At 56.4% G+C, this 22686-nt stretch carries 15 protein-coding genes, 2 tRNA genes and 3 rRNA genes; 16 read left to right on the forward strand and 4 right to left on the reverse strand.

Going from position 1 to position 22686, the window contains the following annotated elements:
- Window positions 1-13: 13 nt before the first annotated feature.
- On the reverse strand, window positions 14-430 hold the full coding sequence (locus HUW52_RS06245) for a DUF4124 domain-containing protein (RefSeq protein WP_175553201.1): 417 nt from the start codon (window positions 428-430) through the stop codon (window positions 14-16).
- Window positions 431-829: 399 nt separating this feature from the next.
- Here HUW52_RS06245 and HUW52_RS06250 point away from each other — a divergent pair, with 399 nt between their 5' ends.
- From HUW52_RS06250 to HUW52_RS06315, 14 genes are all read left to right on the forward strand, one after another.
- Complete coding sequence (locus tag HUW52_RS06250) at window positions 830-2554, forward strand: acetolactate synthase 3 large subunit (protein ID WP_026000476.1); 1725 nt, start codon at window positions 830-832, stop codon at window positions 2552-2554.
- 2 nt (window positions 2555-2556) lie between these two features.
- Complete coding sequence (gene ilvN, locus HUW52_RS06255; protein ID WP_003176102.1) at window positions 2557-3048, forward strand: acetolactate synthase small subunit; 492 nt, start codon at window positions 2557-2559, stop codon at window positions 3046-3048.
- 48 nt (window positions 3049-3096) lie between these two features.
- Window positions 3097-4113, forward strand: a complete 1017-nt coding sequence (gene ilvC, locus HUW52_RS06260; RefSeq protein WP_007909969.1) for a ketol-acid reductoisomerase — start codon at window positions 3097-3099, stop codon at window positions 4111-4113.
- 147 nt (window positions 4114-4260) lie between these two features.
- A complete protein-coding gene (pssA, locus tag HUW52_RS06265; protein WP_016983477.1) occupies window positions 4261-5118 on the forward strand; it encodes a CDP-diacylglycerol--serine O-phosphatidyltransferase in 858 nt (285 codons plus the stop codon).
- Window positions 5119-5181: 63 nt separating this feature from the next.
- On the forward strand, window positions 5182-6195 hold the full coding sequence (gene msrP, locus HUW52_RS06270; RefSeq protein ID WP_016983476.1) for a protein-methionine-sulfoxide reductase catalytic subunit MsrP: 1014 nt from the start codon (window positions 5182-5184) through the stop codon (window positions 6193-6195).
- On the forward strand, window positions 6195-6818 hold the full coding sequence (gene msrQ / locus HUW52_RS06275) for a protein-methionine-sulfoxide reductase heme-binding subunit MsrQ (protein WP_175553202.1): 624 nt from the start codon (window positions 6195-6197) through the stop codon (window positions 6816-6818). The genes msrP and msrQ overlap by 1 nt, the downstream gene beginning before the upstream one ends.
- Before the next feature lie 484 nt (window positions 6819-7302).
- Window positions 7303-8839: ribosomal RNA gene (locus HUW52_RS06280) — 16S ribosomal RNA — on the forward strand.
- Window positions 8840-8920: 81 nt separating this feature from the next.
- A tRNA-Ile gene (locus HUW52_RS06285) sits at window positions 8921-8997 on the forward strand.
- A 30-nt stretch (window positions 8998-9027) separates the two neighbouring features.
- Window positions 9028-9103, forward strand: a tRNA-Ala gene (locus tag HUW52_RS06290).
- Window positions 9104-9350: 247 nt separating this feature from the next.
- Window positions 9351-12242: ribosomal RNA gene (locus tag HUW52_RS06295) — 23S ribosomal RNA — on the forward strand.
- Window positions 12243-12407: 165 nt separating this feature from the next.
- A 5S ribosomal RNA gene (gene rrf / locus HUW52_RS06300) occupies window positions 12408-12523 on the forward strand.
- Together the 16S, 23S and 5S rRNA genes with 2 tRNA genes alongside form the textbook arrangement of a ribosomal RNA operon.
- A gap of 149 nt (window positions 12524-12672) precedes the next feature.
- Entirely contained in the window at window positions 12673-13332 is a 660-nt protein-coding gene (locus HUW52_RS06305) for a paraquat-inducible protein A (RefSeq protein ID WP_175553203.1), read from the forward strand.
- Complete coding sequence (locus tag HUW52_RS06310) at window positions 13319-13942, forward strand: paraquat-inducible protein A (protein ID WP_016983584.1); 624 nt, start codon at window positions 13319-13321, stop codon at window positions 13940-13942. The genes HUW52_RS06305 and HUW52_RS06310 overlap by 14 nt, the downstream gene beginning before the upstream one ends.
- Window positions 13935-16238, forward strand: a complete 2304-nt coding sequence (locus HUW52_RS06315; protein WP_175553204.1) for a PqiB family protein — start codon at window positions 13935-13937, stop codon at window positions 16236-16238. Before HUW52_RS06310 ends, HUW52_RS06315 begins: the two co-directional genes overlap by 8 nt.
- 184 nt (window positions 16239-16422) lie before the next feature.
- Here HUW52_RS06315 and mksF read toward each other — a convergent pair whose 3' ends face one another.
- Genes mksF through mksB form a run of 3 tightly spaced genes read right to left on the reverse strand, consistent with a single transcriptional unit; the run spans window position 16423 to window position 21228 of the window.
- Entirely contained in the window at window positions 16423-19263 is a 2841-nt protein-coding gene (gene mksF / locus HUW52_RS06320) for an Mks condensin complex protein MksF (RefSeq protein WP_175553205.1), read from the reverse strand.
- Window positions 19260-19961 carry an Mks condensin complex protein MksE gene (gene mksE, locus HUW52_RS06325; protein ID WP_016983587.1) on the reverse strand — a complete coding sequence of 234 codons (702 nt, stop codon included), beginning with the start codon at window positions 19959-19961 and terminating at the stop codon, window positions 19260-19262. Before mksE ends, mksF begins: the two co-directional genes overlap by 4 nt.
- Window positions 19951-21228, reverse strand: a complete 1278-nt coding sequence (gene mksB, locus HUW52_RS06330; protein WP_175553206.1) for an Mks condensin complex protein MksB — start codon at window positions 21226-21228, stop codon at window positions 19951-19953. Before mksB ends, mksE begins: the two co-directional genes overlap by 11 nt.
- Window positions 21229-21460: 232 nt before the next feature.
- Here mksB and HUW52_RS06335 point away from each other — a divergent pair, with 232 nt between their 5' ends.
- Window positions 21461-22210, forward strand: coding sequence for a hypothetical protein (locus tag HUW52_RS06335; RefSeq protein WP_026000485.1), 750 nt, complete (start codon window positions 21461-21463; stop codon window positions 22208-22210).
- Complete coding sequence (gene rimI / locus HUW52_RS06340) at window positions 22203-22655, forward strand: ribosomal protein S18-alanine N-acetyltransferase (RefSeq protein ID WP_007912963.1); 453 nt, start codon at window positions 22203-22205, stop codon at window positions 22653-22655. The genes HUW52_RS06335 and rimI overlap by 8 nt, the downstream gene beginning before the upstream one ends.
- Window positions 22656-22686 lie beyond the last annotated feature (31 nt).

A 22686-nucleotide genomic window follows, 5' to 3' on the forward strand; every position in this document is an offset into this window, starting at 1 on the left:
AAACTGCCAGTCGCTACTGGCAGTTTTCACTTATCTGTTTCTGCGCCTCGACAATGCGCTCCTGCCGCTGTGCATCATCCAGCCTTCGCAACTGTCCCTCGACCTCTTCCCTCAATCGCGGATTGTTCTGCAACTGCGCAAGGTTCGTCCGTGCCTGCTCACAAAACTGTTTGAGCTGCGCCTGCTGATCCGCAATCTGCTTCTTCACCTTGTCATCAATAGCCTTCTGATCACCGAGCGGGCCACTGCCCGGCATTGCCGCAGGCTTTGGCGGGGGCGAGGAGGGCGTTTGCAAGGTCGTCGACGGCCGGCCCGGTGGCGGCTGCGCATCGAAGTGCGTGACGCCTTGGGCATCGACCCATTTGTAGATTTGAGCGGCCGTGCACCATGGGCTGAGGCCGATCAGCAGTGTTAGGAGGAGCGTTCGCATGCTGATTCCTTGGCAAAATTGCGCAATTGACACTAACAGAGTAGCGGTTTTCAGGTTTTTTCTTGCGTTCTCATGTGCTTACCCACAATTAACCTCACAGACGACTTGACTTGGAGAGGGCGAAACAGAAGAATCCAAAGTCCGCTGTAGAGGGACTGCCAGAAGCAGACCCACTCGGTAGATCATGAGGCGCACATCCGCGCCGACCTGTTACACCCGCAACGCGTTACCTCGCGCTGGGTGGGAAAGGCCCGCAACACTTGGGACGATCCCAATACTTGCTCAGTCAGTGCTGACGTAGTCGGCGACCACCGTCGCTCATGCTCTGCCGAGAAGTAAACCTATTAAGACCCGCCCCTTTTTTGTGGACGGTATTCTGGCGTTTTAGAGGTGAACAACGTGGAGCTTTTATCTGGCGGTGAGATGCTCGTCCGCTTTTTGCGTGACGAAGGCGTCAAATATATCTACGGGTACCCGGGTGGTGCTCTCCTGCATGTTTACGATGCCCTGTTCAAAGAACCGGAAGTGACTCACATTCTGGTTCGTCACGAACAAGCGGCAACCCATATGGCTGACGGTTATGCCCGTGCCACCGGTAAAGCCGGCGTGGTATTGGTGACGTCCGGTCCTGGCGCCACAAACGCCATTACCGGTATCGCGACCGCCTATATGGACTCGATTCCAATGGTGATCATTTCCGGTCAGGTGCCAAGCACCATGGTCGGCACCGACGCGTTTCAGGAAACCGACATGATCGGTATCTCCCGGCCAATCGTGAAGCACAGCTTCATGATCAAGCACGCTTCGGAAATCCCGGAAGTCATGAAGAAGGCCTTCTACCTGGCGCAATCCGGTCGTCCGGGCCCGGTCGTGGTCGATATCCCGAAAGACATGACCAACCCGGCCGAGAAGTTCGAATACATCTTCCCGAAGAAAGCCAAGCTGCGTTCCTACAGCCCGGCCGTTCGCGGTCACTCCGGGCAAATCCGCAAGGCGGCAGAAATGCTCCTGGCGGCCAAGCGTCCGGTCATGTACTCCGGTGGCGGCGTGATCCTCGGCAACGGTTCCGCACCGCTGACTGAACTGGCGAAAATGCTCAACCTGCCAGTGACCAACACCTTGATGGGCCTGGGTGGTTTCCCTGGCACTGATCGTCAGTTCATCGGCATGCTCGGCATGCACGGCAGCTACACCGCCAACCTGGCGATGCACCATGCTGACGTGATCCTCGCGGTCGGCGCGCGTTTCGACGATCGCGTGATCAACGGCGCGGCGAAGTTCTGCCCGAACGCCAAGATCATCCACATCGACATCGACCCGGCTTCGATTTCCAAGACCATCAAGGCCGACGTACCAATCGTTGGTCCGGTCGAGAGCGTCCTGACCGAAATGGTTGCGATCCTCAAGGAAATCGGCGAGACCCCGAACAAGGAGTCCGTGGCCAGTTGGTGGAAGCAAGTTGATGAATGGCGCGGTGATCGCGGCCTTTTCCCTTACGAAAAGGGCGACGGCAGCAAGATCAAGCCGCAGACCGTGATCGAAACCCTCTGCGAAGTGACCAAGGGCGATGCCTTCATCACTTCCGACGTGGGCCAGCACCAGATGTTCGCGGCGCAGTACTACACGTTCAACAAGCCGAATCGCTGGATCAACTCCGGCGGTCTGGGCACCATGGGCTTCGGTTTCCCGGCGGCCATGGGCATCAAGTTGAGCTTCCCGGATGACGACGTTGCCTGCGTCACCGGTGAAGGCAGTATCCAGATGAACATCCAGGAACTGTCGACCTGCCTGCAATATGGCTTGCCAGTGAAAATCGTCATCCTGAACAACGGTGTTCTGGGGATGGTGCGTCAGTGGCAGGACATGAGCTACGGCAGCCGTCACTCGCACTCCTACATGGAATCGCTGCCTGACTTCGTCAAGTTGGCTGAAGCCTACGGCCACGTTGGCGTACGCATCACCGAATCGAAAGATTTGAAGTCGAAGATGGCAGAAGCGTTCGCCATGAAGGATCGCCTGGTCGTGATCGATATTTCGGTCGACACCAGCGAGCACGTCTATCCGATGCAGATCAAAGACGGCTCGATGCGCGATATGTGGCTGAGCAAGACGGAGCGTACTTAATCATGCGGCACATTATTTCCTTGCTTCTGGAAAACGAACCCGGCGCTTTGTCTCGCGTAGTCGGCCTGTTCTCGCAGCGCAACTACAACATCGAAAGCCTGACCGTGGCCCCGACCGAAGACCCGACCCTGTCGCGTCTGACGCTGACCACCGTTGGCCACGATGAAGTCATCGAGCAGATCACCAAAAACCTGAACAAGCTGATCGAAGTGGTCAAGCTGGTGGACCTGTCGGAAAGCGCTCACATCGAGCGCGAACTGATGCTGGTCAAGGTCAAGGCCACTGGCGCCCAGCGCGCCGAGATCAAACGCACCACCGATATTTACCGTGGACAGATCGTCGATGTCAGTGCCAGCGTGTATACCGTTCAACTGACCGGTACCAGCGACAAGCTCGACAGCTTCATTCAGTCCATCGGCACCGCATCGATTCTGGAAACCGTCCGTAGCGGCGTGACCGGCATTGCCCGCGGCGACAAAGTACTCAGCATCTAAACCAAATTAGCGAATGGCCTGAACGGCCTGGATATAAAGGGGAAATTCATGAAAGTTTTCTACGATAAAGACTGCGACCTGTCGATCATCCAGGGCAAGAAAGTTGCCATCATCGGTTACGGTTCCCAGGGCCACGCCCAAGCGTGCAACCTGAAAGACTCCGGTGTCGACGTTACCGTTGGTCTGCGTAAAGGTTCGGCCACTGTTGCCAAAGCTGAAGCTCACGGCCTGAAAGTGACCGACGTTGCTTCCGCTGTTGCGGCTGCCGACCTGGTCATGATCCTGACCCCGGACGAGTTCCAGTCCTCTCTGTACAAGAACGAAATCGAGCCGAACATCAAGAAAGGCGCCACCCTGGCCTTCTCCCACGGCTTCGCGATCCACTACAACCAGGTTGTTCCGCGTGCCGACCTCGACGTGATCATGATCGCGCCGAAAGCACCGGGCCACACCGTACGTTCCGAGTTCGTGAAAGGCGGCGGTATCCCTGACCTGATCGCGATCTACCAGGACGCCTCGGGCAACGCCAAAAACGTTGCACTGTCCTACGCTGCTGGCGTTGGTGGCGGTCGTACCGGCATCATCGAAACCACCTTCAAGGACGAAACCGAAACCGACCTGTTCGGCGAACAAGCCGTTCTGTGCGGCGGTACCGTTGAGCTGGTCAAAGCCGGTTTCGAAACTCTGGTTGAAGCTGGCTACGCGCCGGAAATGGCTTACTTCGAGTGCCTGCACGAACTGAAGTTGATCGTTGACCTCATGTACGAAGGCGGTATCGCCAACATGAACTACTCGATCTCCAACAACGCGGAGTACGGCGAGTACGTGACTGGTCCGGAAGTGATCAACGCCGAATCCCGTCAGGCTATGCGCAACGCCCTGAAACGTATTCAGGACGGCGAATACGCCAAAATGTTCATCAGCGAAGGCGCAACCGGCTACCCTTCGATGACCGCCAAGCGTCGTAACAACGCCGCTCACGGCATCGAAGTCATCGGCGAGCAACTGCGCTCCATGATGCCGTGGATCGGTGCCAACAAGATCGTCGACAAAGCCAAAAACTAAGTCGTTCTTCTTGTACGGAAAACGCGGCCTAGGCCGCGTTTTTTCGTTTGGGCCGGTGGTTCTGGTATAAAGCAGCAGCGTTTGTGGCCGAACTGTCGTCCCCAAGCACCTGTCGAAATTTCTCCAAACCGTTGCAAGGTAATGTCCATGAGCGAACGTCCCGAAGAGCCGAACAAGGCTTCTGACGCCGAAAGCCTGCTGCCCATCGATGAACACATCGAAGAAGGGCACGACGCAGAAGGTCGTAAAGTCCGGCATCGTGGTATCTATCTGCTGCCGAATCTGTTCACCACTGCGAACCTGTTTGCAGGCTTTTATTCCATCATCAACTCGATGAGCGCTCAGGCTGCGTTGAGTGCCGGTGATTCGGCGAATGCGAGCAAGTATTTCGCTTTCGCCGCGATCGCGATTTTCGTCGCCATGGTGCTCGACGGCCTCGACGGTCGTGTCGCGCGCATGACCAATACGCAAAGTGCCTTTGGCGCCGAGTACGACTCGCTGTCGGACATGGTCGCGTTCGGTGTCGCACCGGCGCTGCTGGCATTCGGCTGGGCACTGGGCGACATGGGCAAGGTCGGCTGGATGGTCGCCTTCATCTATGTAGCGGGCGCGGCGTTGCGTCTGGCACGTTTCAATACTCAGGTCGGCACAGCTGACAAGCGCTACTTCATTGGTCTGGCCAGCCCGGCAGCAGCCGGTGTGGTTGCGGGTATTGTCTGGGCGTTCAGCGATTACGGCATTCAGGGTTCGAAGATGTCGTTCCTGGTCGCGCTGATGGTCGCGGCTGCTGGCATGCTGATGGTCAGCAACATCAAGTACAACAGCTTTAAAGAGCTGGACTTGAAAGGACGCGTGCCGTTTGTGGCGATCCTTGCAGTGGTGCTGGTGTTCGCCGTGGTCTTCAGCGATCCGCCGCGCATTCTGCTGCTGGTGTTCCTCGCCTACGCCGCTTCTGGCCCGGTGCAGTACCTGTTGCATCTTCGTCGCCACAAAAAAGCCGAGTGATGTAATTTCCCGCATACTCCGCAGTCTATGGGTGCATCTGTCCTCCAAAGCTGCGGAGTTGTCATGCTGATCAAAATCCCCAAAGCGTCCGACTGCAACGAGTCGGATGTCACGCCTGAATCCATTTATCTCTCTCGCCGCCAATTGTTGGGGGTTACTGCTGCCGGTCTTGCCGTCAGTAGCCTGCCGCGCTGGGCCAATGCCGAGGATGCGTCTAGATACGCCGATGTCGAGCCGGGCAAGGCGCCTGCATGGTTTGCAGAAAAGCTTCCCTCTACTAAGTGGGGGGCGGTCAACGTCAAGGATGAGGCGATCACGCCTTATAAAGACGCCACCCACTACAACAACTTCTATGAGTTCGGTACCGACAAGGGTGACCCGGCGGCGAATGCTGGCTCGCTGAAAACCGAACCGTGGAGTGTGGTGGTAGACGGGGAGGTGGGCAAGCCGGGGCGGTATGCGCTGGAAGATTTCATGAAACCGTACCAGTTGGAGGAGCGCATCTATCGCTTGCGCTGCGTCGAGGCGTGGTCGATGGTCATTCCGTGGATCGGTTTTCCTATCTCGGCGCTGCTCAAGCAGGTCGAACCGACATCCAATGCCAAATATATCCGCTTTGAGACGCTGCAAGATCCCAAGAGCATGCCCGGTCAACGCTCCGGTTTTGCATTGATCGACTGGCCTTATGTAGAAGGTTTGCGACTGGATGAAGCGATGAATCCGCTGGCGATTCTGGCGGTGGGCATGTATGGCCGCGAATTGCCGAACCAGAATGGCGCGCCGCTGCGTTTGGTGGTGCCGTGGAAGTATGGCTTCAAGAGCGTCAAATCCATCGTGCGTATCAGTCTGGTCAGCGAGCAGCCGAAAACCACTTGGCAAAGCATTGCGGCAGATGAGTACGGTTTTTACGCGAACGTGAACCCGACAGTTGATCACCCGCGATGGACGCAGGCACGGGAGCGGCGTCTGCCGAACAGTCTGTTCAAGCCGAATGTGCGTGATACGCAGATGTTCAACGGCTATTCGGATGAAGTCGCTTCTTTATATACAGGGCTCGATCTGCGGAAGAACTACTGATGCGATTTCCGTACTGGCGTATAGGCGTTTTCATTGCTGCGGCTGTCTGGCCGATCTTGTGGTTGTATCAGGCGCTTGAGGATTTGCTTGGGCCGGACCCCGGCAAAGTGTTGGTCGATCGGCTGGGGTTGGGAACATTAGTATTGTTGCTTATCACCCTGAGCATGACGCCGCTACAGAAGCTCACTGGTTGGGCGGGGTGGGTTGCGGTTCGCCGGCAGTTGGGGCTTTGGTGTTTTACCTATGTGGTTTTGCATCTGTGCAGCTATATGGCGTTTATCCTGGGGTTCGATTGGTCGCAGCTGGCGGTCGAGTTGCGCAAGCGCCCCTACATAATAGTGGGGGCGTTGGGCTTTCTCGGATTGTTGGCGCTGGCGGTGACTTCGAATCGCTACAGTCAGCGTCGTTTGGGTGTGCGCTGGAAGAAGTTGCATCGTCTGGTCTACGTGATTCTCGGCTTGGGTTTGCTACATATGCTGTGGATCGTGCGTGCTGATCTCGAGGAGTGGGCGATCTATGCCTTTATAGGTGTAGTCCTTCTGGTGTTGCGTATTCCGTCAGTGACGCGTCGGATCCCGCGTTTGCTGGCAAAAAAACAGGTTTTGCAAGAAAAGCGAAATTAACGGTTGACGGCAGATTTCAGATGTCTATAATTCGCCCCACTTCCGGCGCAGTCGAAACGGAAAACTCCTTGAGATTCAATGAGTTATGTAAGTTTCGGCAGCAGGTAGCTTCAGGTCATCGAAGCCAAAAGGAAGTTGAAAAAGAGGTGTTGACAGCAGCGTGTAACGCTGTAGAATTCGCCTCCCGCTGACGAGAGATCGGAAGCGCAAGTGGTTGAAGTTGTTGAAGAATTCTTCGAAAGCTTCTGAAAATAATCACTTGACAGCAAATGAGGCTGCTGTAGAATGCGCGCCTCGGTTGAGACGAAAGATCTTAACCAACCGCTCTTTAACAACTGAATCAAGCAATTCGTGTGGGTGCTTGTGGAGTCAGACTGATAGTCAACAAGATTATCAGCATCACAAGTTACTCCGCGAGAAATCAAAGATGTAACCAACGATTGCTGAGCCAAGTTTAGGGTTTCTTAAAAACCCAAAGATGTTTGAACTGAAGAGTTTGATCATGGCTCAGATTGAACGCTGGCGGCAGGCCTAACACATGCAAGTCGAGCGGATGAGAGGAGCTTGCTCCTGGATTCAGCGGCGGACGGGTGAGTAATGCCTAGGAATCTGCCTGGTAGTGGGGGACAACGTTTCGAAAGGAACGCTAATACCGCATACGTCCTACGGGAGAAAGCAGGGGACCTTCGGGCCTTGCGCTATCAGATGAGCCTAGGTCGGATTAGCTAGTTGGTGAGGTAATGGCTCACCAAGGCGACGATCCGTAACTGGTCTGAGAGGATGATCAGTCACACTGGAACTGAGACACGGTCCAGACTCCTACGGGAGGCAGCAGTGGGGAATATTGGACAATGGGCGAAAGCCTGATCCAGCCATGCCGCGTGTGTGAAGAAGGTCTTCGGATTGTAAAGCACTTTAAGTTGGGAGGAAGGGCAGTAACTTAATACGTTGCTGTTTTGACGTTACCGACAGAATAAGCACCGGCTAACTCTGTGCCAGCAGCCGCGGTAATACAGAGGGTGCAAGCGTTAATCGGAATTACTGGGCGTAAAGCGCGCGTAGGTGGTTTGTTAAGTTGGATGTGAAATCCCCGGGCTCAACCTGGGAACTGCATTCAAAACTGACAAGCTAGAGTATGGTAGAGGGTGGTGGAATTTCCTGTGTAGCGGTGAAATGCGTAGATATAGGAAGGAACACCAGTGGCGAAGGCGACCACCTGGACTGATACTGACACTGAGGTGCGAAAGCGTGGGGAGCAAACAGGATTAGATACCCTGGTAGTCCACGCCGTAAACGATGTCAACTAGCCGTTGGGAGCCTTGAGCTCTTAGTGGCGCAGCTAACGCATTAAGTTGACCGCCTGGGGAGTACGGCCGCAAGGTTAAAACTCAAATGAATTGACGGGGGCCCGCACAAGCGGTGGAGCATGTGGTTTAATTCGAAGCAACGCGAAGAACCTTACCAGGCCTTGACATCCAATGAACTTTCCAGAGATGGATTGGTGCCTTCGGGAACATTGAGACAGGTGCTGCATGGCTGTCGTCAGCTCGTGTCGTGAGATGTTGGGTTAAGTCCCGTAACGAGCGCAACCCTTGTCCTTAGTTACCAGCACGTCATGGTGGGCACTCTAAGGAGACTGCCGGTGACAAACCGGAGGAAGGTGGGGATGACGTCAAGTCATCATGGCCCTTACGGCCTGGGCTACACACGTGCTACAATGGTCGGTACAAAGGGTTGCCAAGCCGCGAGGTGGAGCTAATCCCATAAAACCGATCGTAGTCCGGATCGCAGTCTGCAACTCGACTGCGTGAAGTCGGAATCGCTAGTAATCGTGAATCAGAATGTCACGGTGAATACGTTCCCGGGCCTTGTACACACCGCCCGTCACACCATGGGAGTGGGTTGCACCAGAAGTAGCTAGTCTAACCTTCGGGAGGACGGTTACCACGGTGTGATTCATGACTGGGGTGAAGTCGTAACAAGGTAGCCGTAGGGGAACCTGCGGCTGGATCACCTCCTTAATCGACGACATCAGCTGCTCCATAAGTTCCCACACGAATTGCTTGATTCATTGAAGAAGACGAAAGAAGCAGCCCGAAATTGGGTCTGTAGCTCAGTTGGTTAGAGCGCACCCCTGATAAGGGTGAGGTCGGCAGTTCGAATCTGCCCAGACCCACCAATTTTGTGTGGGAAATACCTGTAGAGATACGGGGCCATAGCTCAGCTGGGAGAGCGCCTGCCTTGCACGCAGGAGGTCAGCGGTTCGATCCCGCTTGGCTCCACCACTACTGCTTCTGAAGTTTGAAAGCTTAGAAATGAGCATTCCATTGTGATGATGGTGAATGTTGATTTCTAGTCTTTGACTAGTTCGTTCTTTAAAAATTTGGGTATGTGATAGAAAGATAGACTGAACGTTACTTTCACTGGTAACGGATCAGGCTAAGGTAAAATTTGTGAGTTCTCTTAGTTGAGAAATTCGAATTTTCGGCGAATGTCGTCTTCACAGTATAACCAGATTGCTTGGGGTTATATGGTCAAGTGAAGAAGCGCATACGGTGGATGCCTTGGCAGTCAGAGGCGATGAAAGACGTGGTAGCCTGCGAAAAGCTTCGGGGAGTCGGCAAACAGACTTTGATCCGGAGATGTCTGAATGGGGGAACCCAGCCATCATAAGATGGTTATCTTGTACTGAATACATAGGTGCAAGAGGCGAACCAGGGGAACTGAAACATCTAAGTACCCTGAGGAAAAGAAATCAACCGAGATTCCCTTAGTAGTGGCGAGCGAACGGGGACTAGCCCTTAAGTGGCTTTGAGATTAGCGGAACGCTCTGGAAAGTGCGGCCATAGTGGGTGATAGCCCTGTACGCGAAAATCTCTTGGTCATGAAATCGAGTAGGACGGAGCACGAGAAACTTTGTCTGAATATGGGGGACCATCCTCCAAGGCTAAATACTACTGACTGACCGATAGTGAACTAGTACCGTGAGGGAAAGGCGAAAAGAACCCCGGAGAGGGGAGTGAAATAGATCCTGAAACCGTATGCGTACAAGCAGTGGGAGCAGACTTTGTTCTGTGACTGCGTACCTTTTGTATAATGGGTCAGCGACTTATTTTCAGTGGCGAGCTTAACCGAATAGGGGAGGCGTAGCGAAAGCGAGTCTTAATAGGGCGTCTAGTCGCTGGGAATAGACCCGAAACCGGGCGATCTATCCATGGGCAGGTTGAAGGTTGGGTAACACTAACTGGAGGACCGAACCGACTACCGTTGAAAAGTTAGCGGATGACCTGTGGATCGGAGTGAAAGGCTAATCAAGCTCGGAGATAGCTGGTTCTCCTCGAAAGCTATTTAGGTAGCGCCTCATGTATCACTGTAGGGGGTAGAGCACTGTTTCGGCTAGGGGGTCATCCCGACTTACCAAACCGATGCAAACTCCGAATACCTACAAGTGCCGAGCATGGGAGACACACGGCGGGTGCTAACGTCCGTCGTGAAAAGGGAAACAACCCAGACCGTCAGCTAAGGTCCCAAAGTTATGGTTAAGTGGGAAACGATGTGGGAAGGCTTAGACAGCTAGGAGGTTGGCTTAGAAGCAGCCACCCTTTAAAGAAAGCGTAATAGCTCACTAGTCGAGTCGGCCTGCGCGGAAGATGTAACGGGGCTCAAACCATACACCGAAGCTACGGGTATCATCTTCGGATGATGCGGTAGAGGAGCGTTCTGTAAGCCTGTGAAGGTGAGTTGAGAAGCTTGCTGGAGGTATCAGAAGTGCGAATGCTGACATGAGTAACGACAATGGGTGTGAAAAACACCCACGCCGAAAGACCAAGGTTTCCTGCGCAACGTTAATCGACGCAGGGTTAGTCGGTCCCTAAGGCGAGGCTGAAAAGCGTAGTCGATGGAAAACAGGTTAATATTCCTGTACTTCTGGTTATTGCGATGGAGGGACGGAGAAGGCTAGGCCAGCTTGGCGTTGGTTGTCCAAGTTTAAGGTGGTAGGCTGAGATCTTAGGTAAATCCGGGATCTTAAGGCCGAGAGCTGATGACGAGTTACCCTTTGGGTGACGAAGTGGTTGATGCCATGCTTCCAAGAAAAGCTTCTAAGCTTCAGGTAACCAGGAACCGTACCCCAAACCGACACAGGTGGTTGGGTAGAGAATACCAAGGCGCTTGAGAGAACTCGGGTGAAGGAACTAGGCAAAATGGCACCGTAACTTCGGGAGAAGGTGCGCCGGTGAGGGTGAAGGACTTGCTCCGTAAGCTCATGCCGGTCGAAGATACCAGGCCGCTGCGACTGTTTATTAAAAACACAGCACTCTGCAAACACGAAAGTGGACGTATAGGGTGTGACGCCTGCCCGGTGCCGGAAGGTTAATTGATGGGGTTAGCTAACGCGAAGCTCTTGATCGAAGCCCCGGTAAACGGCGGCCGTAACTATAACGGTCCTAAGGTAGCGAAATTCCTTGTCGGGTAAGTTCCGACCTGCACGAATGGCGTAACGATGGCGGCGCTGTCTCCACCCGAGACTCAGTGAAATTGAAATCGCTGTGAAGATGCAGTGTATCCGCGGCTAGACGGAAAGACCCCGTGAACCTTTACTATAGCTTTGCACTGGACTTTGAATTTGCTTGTGTAGGATAGGTGGGAGGCTTTGAAGCGTGGACGCCAGTTCGCGTGGAGCCATCCTTGAAATACCACCCTGGCAACTTTGAGGTTCTAACTCAGGTCCGTTATCCGGATCGAGGACAGTGTATGGTGGGTAGTTTGACTGGGGCGGTCTCCTCCTAAAGAGTAACGGAGGAGTACGAAGGTGCGCTCAGACCGGTCGGAAATCGGTCGTAGAGTATAAAGGCAAAAGCGCGCTTGACTGCGAGACAGACACGTCGAGCAGGTACGAAAGTAGGTCTTAGTGATCCGGTGGTTCTGTATGGAAGGGCCATCGCTCAACGGATAAAAGGTACCCGGGGATAACAGGCTGATACCGCCCAAGAGTTCATATCGACGGCGGTGTTTGGCACCTCGATGTCGGCTCATCACATCCTGGGGCTGAAGCCGGTCCCAAGGGTATGGCTGTTCGCCATTTAAAGTGGTACGCGAGCTGGGTTTAGAACGTCGTGAGACAGTTCGGTCCCTATCTGCCGTGGACGTTTGAGATTTGAGAGGGGCTGCTCCTAGTACGAGAGGACCGGAGTGGACGAACCTCTGGTGTTCCGGTTGTCACGCCAGTGGCATTGCCGGGTAGCTATGTTCGGGAAAGATAACCGCTGAAAGCATCTAAGCGGGAAACTTGCCTCAAGATGAGATCTCACTGGAACCTTGAGTTCCCTGAAGGGCCGTCGAAGACTACGACGTTGATAGGTTGGGTGTGTAAGCGCTGTGAGGCGTTGAGCTAACCAATACTAATTGCCCGTGAGGCTTGACCATATAACACCCAAGCAATTTGCGCTTAAAAGCCAGATTGCGGTGTGTGAAGACGAAACGAACCGAAAGTTCGACTGCACTTAAAAAAGCAGCACAAAACACCGAAAGCCATCACATACCCAATTTGCTGAAGCGAGGCCAACTGGCCACGATTCGGTACCCGAATTTCTTGACGACCATAGAGCGTTGGAACCACCTGATCCCATCCCGAACTCAGCAGTGAAACGATGCATCGCCGATGGTAGTGTGGGGTTTCCCCATGTGAGAGTAGGTCATCGTCAAGATTAAATTCCGAAACCCCAATTGCGAAAGCAGTTGGGGTTTTGTTTTGCCCGCAGGAACGTTTTTTACTCGCGACAGCGAACAAATTTGCACAGTTATTTTCGAATCAGAACACTAGAATAGCCCCACCTTATTCGGAGCCAGAGCCTTTATGTCAGAGTCGGTTGACGCCCCCGGGCTGTCAGATTTACCGCTGGAAGACTTGGTGGCCTGTCACGAGTGCGACCTGCTGATGCGCAAGCCAATGCTTGCTCACGGAGAGAAAGCGCTCTGCCCCCGCTGCGGTTACGAACTGTACGCTCACCGTCACAACGTGGTGCAGCGCAGCCTTGCCTTGGTGATCGCAGCATTACTGCTGTACATCCCGGCAAACTTTTTACCCATCATGCAACTCAATATCCTCGGACAATCTTCGCAGGATACGGTGTGGAGCGGCGTACTCGGCCTGTTCAATACGGACATGCAGGGCGTTTCGATCGTCGTATTCCTGTGCAGCATGGCCATACCGTTGCTGAAGTTGCTGTGCCAGTTGTTGGTGTTACTGACGATCCGTTTCGATATCGGCCGCAGTTACGGCTTGCTGCTCTACCGCATTTATCACCATCTTAAAGACTGGGGAATGCTCGAGGTCTATCTCATGGGCGTGCTCGTGGCGATCGTCAAACTGGCTGACATGGCAGCGATCACCGCAGGCCTCGGCCTGGCGTGTTTTATCGGTTTGTTATTGGTACAGGTCTGGCTGGAAGTGGTGATGTCGCCGCATCAGATCTGGCAGGCGTTATCAGGAGAGGACGCTCATGCGGGCGATTGATGCGGGCATTCTGGTCTGTACCGAATGTCACGAATTGAACAAACAGGAAGCGGATACCGACGAGCAAACCTGCACCCGCTGCGGTGCGCTGGTTCACGCCCGGCGTCCGAACAGCCTCGTACGCACCTGGGCACTGCTGATCACCGCCGCGATTATCTATATCCCGGCCAATGTCTTGCCGATCATGACTGTCAGTTCTTTGGGCCAGGGTGATCCGAGCACCATCATGTCCGGTGTGATCCAATTGGTGCAGCACGGCATGATTCCGATCGCCGCCGTGGTGTTTATCGCCAGTATTCTCGTGCCCACTTTCAAACTGGTGGGTATCGCGCTGCTGTTGTTTTCGGTACAACGACGCCAGCCGTTATCCGCTCGTCAGCGCATCTGGATGTATCGTTTTATCGAGTTCATTGGCCGCTGGTCGATGCTCGATATTTTTGTGATCGCCATTCTCGTGGCGGTCGTCAACTTCGGCCGGCTTGCCAGTGTCGAAGCCAATCTTGGCGCCATCGCCTTCGCCAGTGTGGTGATTCTGACGATGCTCGCCGCAGTAACTTTCGATCCCCGACTGATTTGGGATAACACGGAGTCGGACGACGACCATGACTGATTTGCCCGTAGCGAAAACCCGACCGGCTTCGAACTGGTCTGCCATTTGGGTACTGCCTCTGATCGCGCTGATCATCGGTGGCTGGCTCGGCTGGCGTGCCTATTCCGAAACCGGTATCGAAATTCAGATCCGCTTCGAGAGTGGCGAAGGCATCCAGGCCAACAAGACCGAGGTCATGTACAAAGGCATGTCGGTCGGTAAGGTCAAGGCGCTCAAGCTCGACGATGAGGGCAACTCCAAAGGCGTGATTGCCACCGTCGAGATGAATAAAGACGTTGAGCAATACCTCAAGACCAGCACGCGTTTCTGGCTGGTCAAACCAAGCGTGACCCTGGCCGGTATCACCGGTCTGGAAACTCTGGTGTCGGGTAACTACGTGGCTATCAGCCCTGGCGAAGGCGAGCCGACGCGCAAGTTCAAGGCGTTGGCCGAAGAGCCGCCGCTGTCGGACGCCAAGCCCGGTCTGCACCTGACCATCAAGGCTGATCGTCTCGGTTCGCTGAACCGTGGCAGCCCGGTGTTCTACAAGCAGATCAAGGTCGGGCAGATCAAAAGCTATCTGCTCTCTGAAGACCAAAGCACGGTAGAACTCAAAGTCTTTATCGAGCCGACCTACGCCAAACTGGTACGCAAACACACGCGTTTCTGGAACGCCAGCGGCATCAGCATTGACGCCAACCTGTCCGGCGTAAAAGTACGCAGCGAATCGCTGGCCAGCATCGTTGCCGGCGGTATTGCCTTCGCCACGCCGGAAAACCGCAAGGACAGCCCGCCGACCGATCCGAGCCTGCCTTTCCGTCTCTACGAAGACTTCGATGCTGCCGCTGCCGGGATCCGCGTGAAGGTCAAACTCAGCGACTTCGAAGGCCTGCAGGCTGGCCGTACACCGGTGATGTACAAAGGCATTCAAGTCGGCAACATGAAGGCGCTGAAGGTTGATCCTGACCTGAACAGTGCCACAGCCGAGCTCACCCTCGATCCATTGGCTGAGGACTATCTGGTCGATGGCACGCAGTTCTGGGTAGTTAAACCGTCGATTTCTCTGGCTGGGATCACCGGTCTGGAAGCCTTGGTGAAAGGTAACTACATCGCCGTACGCCCGGGCGATAAAGGTGCGGCACCGAAACGCGAATTCGAGGCCCGGCCAAAGGCGCCGCCGCTGGATCTGCGCTCACCGGGCTTGCACCTGGTGCTGTTCACCGATGTCCTCGGCTCGATCGATGTCGGCAGTCCAATTCTGTACAAACAGGTCAAGGTCGGTTCGGTGCAGAGCTATCAGTTCTCCAAGACCAAGAAGCAATTGGTCATTGGCGTGCACATCGATAAGGAATACGAAAACCTGGTCAACGCCTCGACGCGCTTCTGGAATGTCAGTGGCATCACGTTGACCGGCGGACTGACCGGTGGCATTCAGGTCAAGAGTGAGTCGCTGCAGACCCTGATGGCCGGTGGTATCGCCTTCGAGACACCGCAAGCCAAGGCGCCGCTGCAGAAACGTATTCCGCGTTTCCGCCTGTTCGCCAACCATGATGAGGCGAATCAGAAAGGCGCGGTGGTGACAATCAAAGTCGATCGCGCTGATGGTCTGCGCAGTGGCACCCCGGTGCGCTTCAAGGGACTGGATGTCGGCAAGATTGAAAGTGTCGATCTGACTGATGACTTGCAATCGGTCATCCTCACGGCACGGATTACCGAAGTGCCGGAGAAGATCGCCCGCATTGGCAGCCAATTCTGGGTGGTCAAACCTGAGCTGGGTCTGATCAAGACAGAAAATCTGGAAACCCTGGTAACCGGAAAATACATCGAAGTACAACCAGCGGCGAAGAACCTCGGCCCGCAGAAGAACTTCGTTGCCCTGGCCAATGCGCCGGAAGTCACCAAGCAAGAGGCGGGGCTGAGTCTGGTATTGAGCGCTGCCCGTCGTGGATCGCTGAAACCGGGTGTGCCGGTGACTTACCGGGAAATTACCGTGGGTAAAGTCACCGGTTATGAACTGGGCCAGACCGCAGATCGCGTGTTGGTGCACATCCTGATCGAACCGAAATACGCGCCGTTGGTGCGCAGCGGTAGCCGGTTCTGGAACACCAGCGGTGTTGGTTTTGATATCGGTCTGTTCAATGGTTTGACGGTGCGCACCGAGTCGCTGGAGACGGCGATTCAGGGCGGAATTGCCTTCGCCACGCCGGATGGCGAGCGCATGGGCAACCCGGCGCGTGCGGAGCAGACATTCCCGTTGTTCGACAAGTTTGAGGATGAGTGGCTGACGTGGGCGCCGAAGATTTCGCTCGGTAAGTAAATCCTGCGGTGTCTGAAGTGGCGCCATCGCGAGCAGGCTCACTCCTACAGGGGAACGCATTCCAACTGTAGGAGTGAGCCTGCTCGCGATAGGGCCAGCCAATTCAGCACAAATCCCAAGCCATGAAAAAGGGCCGCGATCCAGACAGATCGCGGCCCTTTTTTTGGCCTTCAGTTAACGCTGATCAAACCGCATCCAGCTCCGGCTCATCCGCTTCAACATTGACCGTCGCCTTCACCACATCATGACGACGGATGTACTTCCAGTCCGCCTCATCAATGTAGATACCGGCCGGGCCGCTACCACCTTCCAGATCGATCGCAACACTGGCGCAGACCTGCGGCTTCACACTCGCCAGAATCGGCACGAAGCCCAGTTGCAGACTGGTTTCCAGCAACGCTGCCTGGTTCTTCTCGTCGATGTCCGCCGCCTCGTCGAGGTAGTACGGCAGACGCACGCGACCGGCCTGATCGCGATCCATCAAGTGCAGCAACAAGTACATGTTGGTCAGCGCCTTGATGGTCATGGTCGTGCCGTTGGACGCCGCGCCATCGATGTCGGTGTGAATAACCGGTTGACCGTTGACCTTGGTGATCTCGAACGCCAGCTCAAACAAGTCCTTGAGGCCGAGCTGGTTGTGGTTTGCCGCCACCAGCCGTGCCAAATATTCCTTGGCCTCTTCGTTCTTGTTGTCCTGCTCGGCGCTCTGGCTGAGATCGAACACCGACAGGGTTTCGCCTTCTTCGTACTGACCGGCGCTGTGGATGATCTGGTCGATGTGCTTGAGGGCTTCCTTGTTCGGCGCGAGGACGATGCGGAAGCTCTGCAGGTTGGACACCTGACGCTTGTTGATCTCGCGGTTGAACAACGCCAGTTGATGCTCAAGGCTGTCGTAGTCGCTGCGAATGTTGCGCAGGGTCCGAGCGATGTCGGTGACCGCCGCACGACGGGCCTTGCCCAGTGTCAGCGCTTCATCGGTGCGGTGCGCGTAAGCGTTGATCAGCAGCGACAGACGGCGCTCCATGTCATCTTCGCTGTCGAACTTGGCCACGCCTTTCAGACGCACCTGCGCGTACAGCGCTTCGATCTGGCCATCGGCGCGCAGCAGCCCTTGCCAGCTGTCCTGATAGTCGTTGAGCAGCGGTAGCAGGTTGTCCATCGAATCGTCGACCGGATCCATGAACGGCGTACCGAACGGCAGATCTGCTGGCAGCAACTGACGACGGCGCAGCGCATCGTCGAGGGTGCGTTGCTTGGCTTCCATATCGGCGATCTGGCGGCCGACCAGTTGCAGCTTGGCCGACAGTTGCTGGACGCGTTCGGTGAAGGCGTCGCTGGAGCGCTTGAGTTCGTCCTGCGCGCCTTCCATCTGCGCCAGTTGCTCAAGCTTGTCGCTTTCTTCGGCGCTCAGGGTCTGGGTGCGGCGGAAATCTTCCAGAGCTTTCTGCGCATCCAGCACTTGCTGGTACAGCGCTTCAGTCTGGGTCTTGCTTGCGGCGCGGTCAGCAGCAACGGCCTGTTGGGTCTTGAGCTGTTTCAGCTCTTTTTCCAGACGCTCTTTCTGATCGCGCAACGCGGCACGGTCAGCCAGGGCTTGCAGCGCTGGTGGCTCGATGTGCGAGATGTCGATCGACAGGCCCGGCACTTCGAAGCGTTCGCCTTTGAAGCCATCGAGAATCAGCTCAACGGATTTGACCCACGCGCCATCGTCGTCGAGGGTGATACCGTGTTCACCCAGCGGCAGGCTGAACAGGGCGCTGTTGAACAGACGCATTAGACGCTCGACGTCCTGTTGCGAGAACTCTTCGCGCAGTCGCGCGTAGCTGTTGTTGTCGGCGTGATCGAGTTGCAGTTTCACCGACTTCAGGCGTTTTTCCAGATCGCGCAGGCGCTCTTCCAGATCTTCGGCACTGAACTGGCGGGATTGCGCCAAGGCGCCGGCCAGTTCGTCGTGAGCGTCTTTAGCCGCGAGCAATTGTTGCTCGAGCACTTTGACGTCGTCGACCAGGGCAAAGCGATTCTTCAACACCGACAGCTCACCGAGCCAACGCTGGATGCCGGAAATTTCCCGCTCCAGACGCATCAGTTCCTGGGTGCCGCCGCGCTGATCGTTTTGCAGACTGTCCTGCTCGCCACGGTAATGGTCGGCCTGAATGGTCAGCTCTTCCTTGCGCGCACTGGCGTAGTCCGACCAAGTGCCGAGCAAAGAATCGAGCAGCGGCGACAGGCGATGCAGCTTGCCGCGGAGCACGTCGCGCTGTTTCACGCCGTTGGCCAAGGCTTCCACCAACGGGCCGGCCGCGACCAGCGAGTTGTAGTCCTGTTCCATGCGGCGCACGTCGCGGAAGGCTTCTTCACACGCGGCGATGTAATCGACACTGCCGGAACGCAGGCTGTGTTCGAAGGCATCGAGGAACAACTGCTTCAACTTGGCCGCAGTGATTTCGCGCATGTGCAGCAGGTTGATGAACAGTGCGCGGAAGGTCTTCAGACTCTGCTCGCTGGTGGAGCGCAGCGGGATCAGGGTCAGATCCAAAGGAATCGACGTGTGACCGCCCACCAGCAAACGGCGCAGCTCATCAGGCTTGAGTTCGTAGGCTTTCAGGCCTTCTTTTTCAAGGTTGCTGAACAGCTCTTTCTGGCGCAGGCAGGTGTCATTTTTCTGGTAGTGCGCCAGGTCGAGCTTGCCGGCGTAAGCGAAGAACTGGTGACCGAAACCACCGCCCGGGCCACGACCAACCACGCCGATCACGTGCGGGCCGTGGGGCAGGCTCACTTCGACGAGGATGTAGCTGGTGTCGGAGGCGAAGTAGAAGCGCCGCGATTGTTCGAGGCTGTACTTGCCGAAACTCATGTCCGACATGCGCGCCAGAATCGGGAACTGCAAGGCGTTGATCGACGCCGATTTACCGAGGTTGTTCGCGCCGTAAACCGACAACGGTTCTTCCAGCGGGAACAGGCCGAGGCTGTAACCGGCGGTGTTCAAAAGGGCAAAGCGGCGGATGCCGTAGCGTTCCTGGCTCATGCGTCGGACTCCTGTTCTTCGGCAATGGCGCGGGCCAGTGCGTCTTCTTCGCTTTCTTCATCGAACTCGGTGAGATCAAGCGGATCGTCGGTTTCGAGGAATTTGGCTTCAGCCGCTTCGTCGATCAGCACCGGCGCTGGCAGCGGCAATACGCTGTGCACGCTGGCCGCCAGATCGCGGTCTTGCTGTACCGACAGGCACACGTCGAGGAAACGGTGCATCGGCGGCAGGAAGCGGTACACGCCGTTTTCTTCGCTGGCGAAACCGAGTTGAGTCATGCGGCGCATGATCTTTTCTTCGAGTTCTTCCACGGTCTGCACTTCGGCCTGAATGAACAGGTCGCGGTATTTTTCCAGCAGTGATGGCAACTCTTCGCGGCCGAGGCTGCCGCCATCAAGCACGGCGATCGGGTCGCGACCCTGATCGGCCAGATGCTCGACGAGAATGAAGGTGAACAGGGCCAGACGCTGGGCGGTCTTGTTCACCGCCGCAGCGGCCATGTCCGGCACAAAGTAGTAGAAACCACGGGTATCGCAGACCAGTTCAAAACCCAGCGCCTTGAACAGCGTGCGGTATTGATCCTGGAAGTTCGACAGTTGCGCGTACAGCTCCGGGTCGCGGCGGCTGACGTGGTAACCCTTGAACAGCTCGCGGAAGATCGGCGCGAGTTGCGACAGTTCGGAAAGATCAAGATGCATTGGGGATGCTCGCAGAATTCTCGGCGGCGTTATCGCTGGCCGAGAGCAGGGCGAAGGAGCGCAGGCTGACCTGGTGCTCGTGAGTGTGGTATTCGCGGCGTTCCAGACGCTCGCGCTTGAAGCGTTTTTCCCGCGACAGGCGCGAGAACCAGTAGAGCAATTCGTCGGTGGCGCCGTCCGGTTCCTGCTCCAGCAGCCAGGTCATCAGATCCGGCATCGGCAGGGCTTCTTCGCAACGGTCGACCATCTCGCGCACGGTGCGTGGCGCGCGGGGGGCTTCGCCTTTCTGGGTCTTGTGCGCTTTCGGGAAACGCGCCGGTTTCGGCTCGAAACGCGCCAACGCATACACGTAGGCTTCGACCTGACTGGCGCTGCCGAGGAAGGTGCTTTGCGGGCGGGTGAACAGCGGCATCGCCGCTTGCGGCACGGCGTCGATGCCTTTGCGGCGAATCGCTGCCAGAGCCAACGCGGCACCACGGGTCACGGCGTTGTGCCGGCGCGCTTCTTCACGCAGCGGCAGCAGCAGTTCGCGGGCATGACGCAAAGTCAGCTGGGCACTGGTCTGCATTTCGAGGATGCGCGCGTGGGTGCGCAGCAGCATGTCGTCGTCGACCAGATGACCGAGGCGCTGCTGTTCGCTGAGCATCTTCAGCAGCACGGTTTCGACCTTGCGCACGCCTTGTTCGAAGGCGCCGTCGGCGTTCACCAGATCGATCATCGGCTCGACGTATTCGTCCCAGGTCGCCAGTACCTCGGCGTAACGCTGACGCAATGGAATCTGTCGATCGCTGGTCTTCGCCCGTTCGGCCACGGCGACCAGGGCCTGTTCGTCGTTGTCGAGCTTCTTCAGCACGTCGCGGACACGCATGTCGAGCAGGCGCAACTGGCGGGCGAGGTCGTGGCCATCGCGGACTTCGAATGCGTCCTGGATGTAACCGGCCAGACGTTCGAGGTGACGCAGATAGGCTTCGATTTCCAGGCACAGGCCCAAGCGGTGTTCACGACGCAAGTAGGCGAGGAAGTCGTGAATCTGCGCGTTCAGCTCGAAACGATTCGGGCTTTTTGCCACCGGAATCAGAATATCGAGACGAATCCACACGTCGAGCAGGCTGGTAATGTCCTGTGGCGTGCTGTCCAGTTGTTGGGCGGCGAGTTGCGTGCGCAGTTCGTTGAGGCTCAATGTGCCTTGGTCGAAATGCTCACACAGTGGCTCAAGCAGTGCCCAGTGTTCAGCGAGGGCGCGCAAGACGCGCTTGGGTTCGATCATCGGAATGCCCGGCTGGTTGGCAATGAAAAGCGGCGATTGTACTGCATCACGAAGGATGCAATTCACTCTCGGGACGGGCTGTCGAGTTTTCTAAGGCAGAGAGCTTAGGTAAAGGCTATCGATCAACAGCAAGCGATCTTGAGCGAAGGGCGGTAGAATCAGCCCACTTCAGTTATCCACAAGTGGCCGACCCTTGCTAATCGAGTCCCGCCGCCGCGCCTATTTGAACGCCATGCAGGTGGTCAATTGGCTGCCGCGCACCGAATTGCCTTTTGCCGCGCCTTCACGGCCCGAGCTGCTGGACATGCCCGAGCCGGAGGTAGAGGCGCCGGTTGTGCCCGCGCCGCAAGCCGAAGCGCCGCTGCAAACGGCTGCCGCTCGTCCGGTCGAACGGACGAAAATCGAGGTGCCGCGGCCGTCGTTGGCGAGTACCCGCACCGGTGCCAAACCGGTAGAAGAGGCCGACGACACGCCAGTCGTCGCCAAACCGACACCGGTGCCGCCACCGCGTTTCGCCCTGCAATTACTGCGCGCCGGACGTTGCCTGCTGCTGGTCGAGTTACCCACAGGCGAACCGTTCCAGAGCCGTGATCCTGCTTATCTGTTGCTCAAAGACATGCTGCGCGCCGCCGGTCTGCCGGATGCACCGCAAATCGTCGGCGAGCCTGTGCGCTGGCCGTGGCTCAATCGCGGCACTATGGATCAAGGCCCGGAAGCGGCGCGCGACTTCGTCCAGGGTTTCCTTTCCGTGCAAATGGAAGCCGCTCCGTGCGCCTGCCTGTGGCTGATCGGCCTGCCGGCTGTGCGTTTTGCCGGTGAAGCGGATGCCGAAGCATTCAATCGTGAATTGCAGATCGAAGGTCTGGGCTCGGCCTGGGCCATTCCCGGTCTGGAATTGTTAATGGAAGAGCCACAGCGCAAGGCCGCTGTGTGGCAAGCCATGCGTCGGCTGATGGCGCGTTGGAAAGAATCGAATGAGTGACGCTGTATCGTTCCGCCCGATGACCGAGGCGGATCTGGAAACCGTGCTGAAAATCGAGTACGCCGCTTACAGCCATCCGTGGACTCGCGGGATCTTTCTCGACGGGCTGGGCAAGTACCAGATCTGGCTGATGTTCGAAGGTGAGCAACAGGTCGGCCATGGCGTGGTGCAGATCATTCTGGATGAGGCGCATCTGCTCAATATCACCGTCAAACCGGAGAATCAGGGGCGCGGGCTGGGTTTGACGCTGCTTGAGCACCTGATGTCTCGGGCGTATGCGGCTTCGGCGCGGGAATGTTTTCTGGAAGTGCGTGACAGCAATACGGGCGCGTTCAAGTTGTATGAGCGTTATGGCTTCAATGAGATTGGCCGGCGTCGGGATTATTATCCGGCGGTGGGTGGGCGTGAAGATGCCGTGGTCATGGCCTGCACCCTGGTTGACTGACCTTCCTCAAAAAGCTTCGCGAGCAAGCTCG

The sequence above is a fragment of the Pseudomonas sp. 43A genome, assembly GCF_013363935.1.
GTDB classification, from domain to species: Bacteria; Pseudomonadota; Gammaproteobacteria; order Pseudomonadales; family Pseudomonadaceae; genus Aquipseudomonas; species Aquipseudomonas crudilactis.

Coding starts and splice junctions, on each gene's coding strand:
- ilvC (WP_007909969.1), top strand. CDS start 3,097: ATGAAAGTTTTCTACGATAAAGACTGCGACCTGTCGATCATCCAGGGC.
- msrP (WP_016983476.1), top strand. CDS start 5,182: ATGCTGATCAAAATCCCCAAAGCGTCCGACTGCAACGAGTCGGATGTC.
- HUW52_RS06315 (WP_175553204.1), top strand. CDS start 13,935: ATGACTGATTTGCCCGTAGCGAAAACCCGACCGGCTTCGAACTGGTCT.
- pssA (WP_016983477.1), top strand. CDS start 4,261: ATGAGCGAACGTCCCGAAGAGCCGAACAAGGCTTCTGACGCCGAAAGC.
- HUW52_RS06305 (WP_175553203.1), top strand. CDS start 12,673: ATGTCAGAGTCGGTTGACGCCCCCGGGCTGTCAGATTTACCGCTGGAA.
- mksB (WP_175553206.1), bottom strand. CDS start 21,228: ATGATCGAACCCAAGCGCGTCTTGCGCGCCCTCGCTGAACACTGGGCA.
- HUW52_RS06310 (WP_016983584.1), top strand. CDS start 13,319: ATGCGGGCGATTGATGCGGGCATTCTGGTCTGTACCGAATGTCACGAA.
- HUW52_RS06245 (WP_175553201.1), bottom strand. CDS start 430: ATGCGAACGCTCCTCCTAACACTGCTGATCGGCCTCAGCCCATGGTGC.
- mksE (WP_016983587.1), bottom strand. CDS start 19,961: ATGCATCTTGATCTTTCCGAACTGTCGCAACTCGCGCCGATCTTCCGC.
- rimI (WP_007912963.1), top strand. CDS start 22,203: ATGAGTGACGCTGTATCGTTCCGCCCGATGACCGAGGCGGATCTGGAA.
- HUW52_RS06335 (WP_026000485.1), top strand. CDS start 21,461: ATGCAGGTGGTCAATTGGCTGCCGCGCACCGAATTGCCTTTTGCCGCG.
- msrQ (WP_175553202.1), top strand. CDS start 6,195: ATGCGATTTCCGTACTGGCGTATAGGCGTTTTCATTGCTGCGGCTGTC.
- ilvN (WP_003176102.1), top strand. CDS start 2,557: ATGCGGCACATTATTTCCTTGCTTCTGGAAAACGAACCCGGCGCTTTG.
- mksF (WP_175553205.1), bottom strand. CDS start 19,263: ATGAGCCAGGAACGCTACGGCATCCGCCGCTTTGCCCTTTTGAACACC.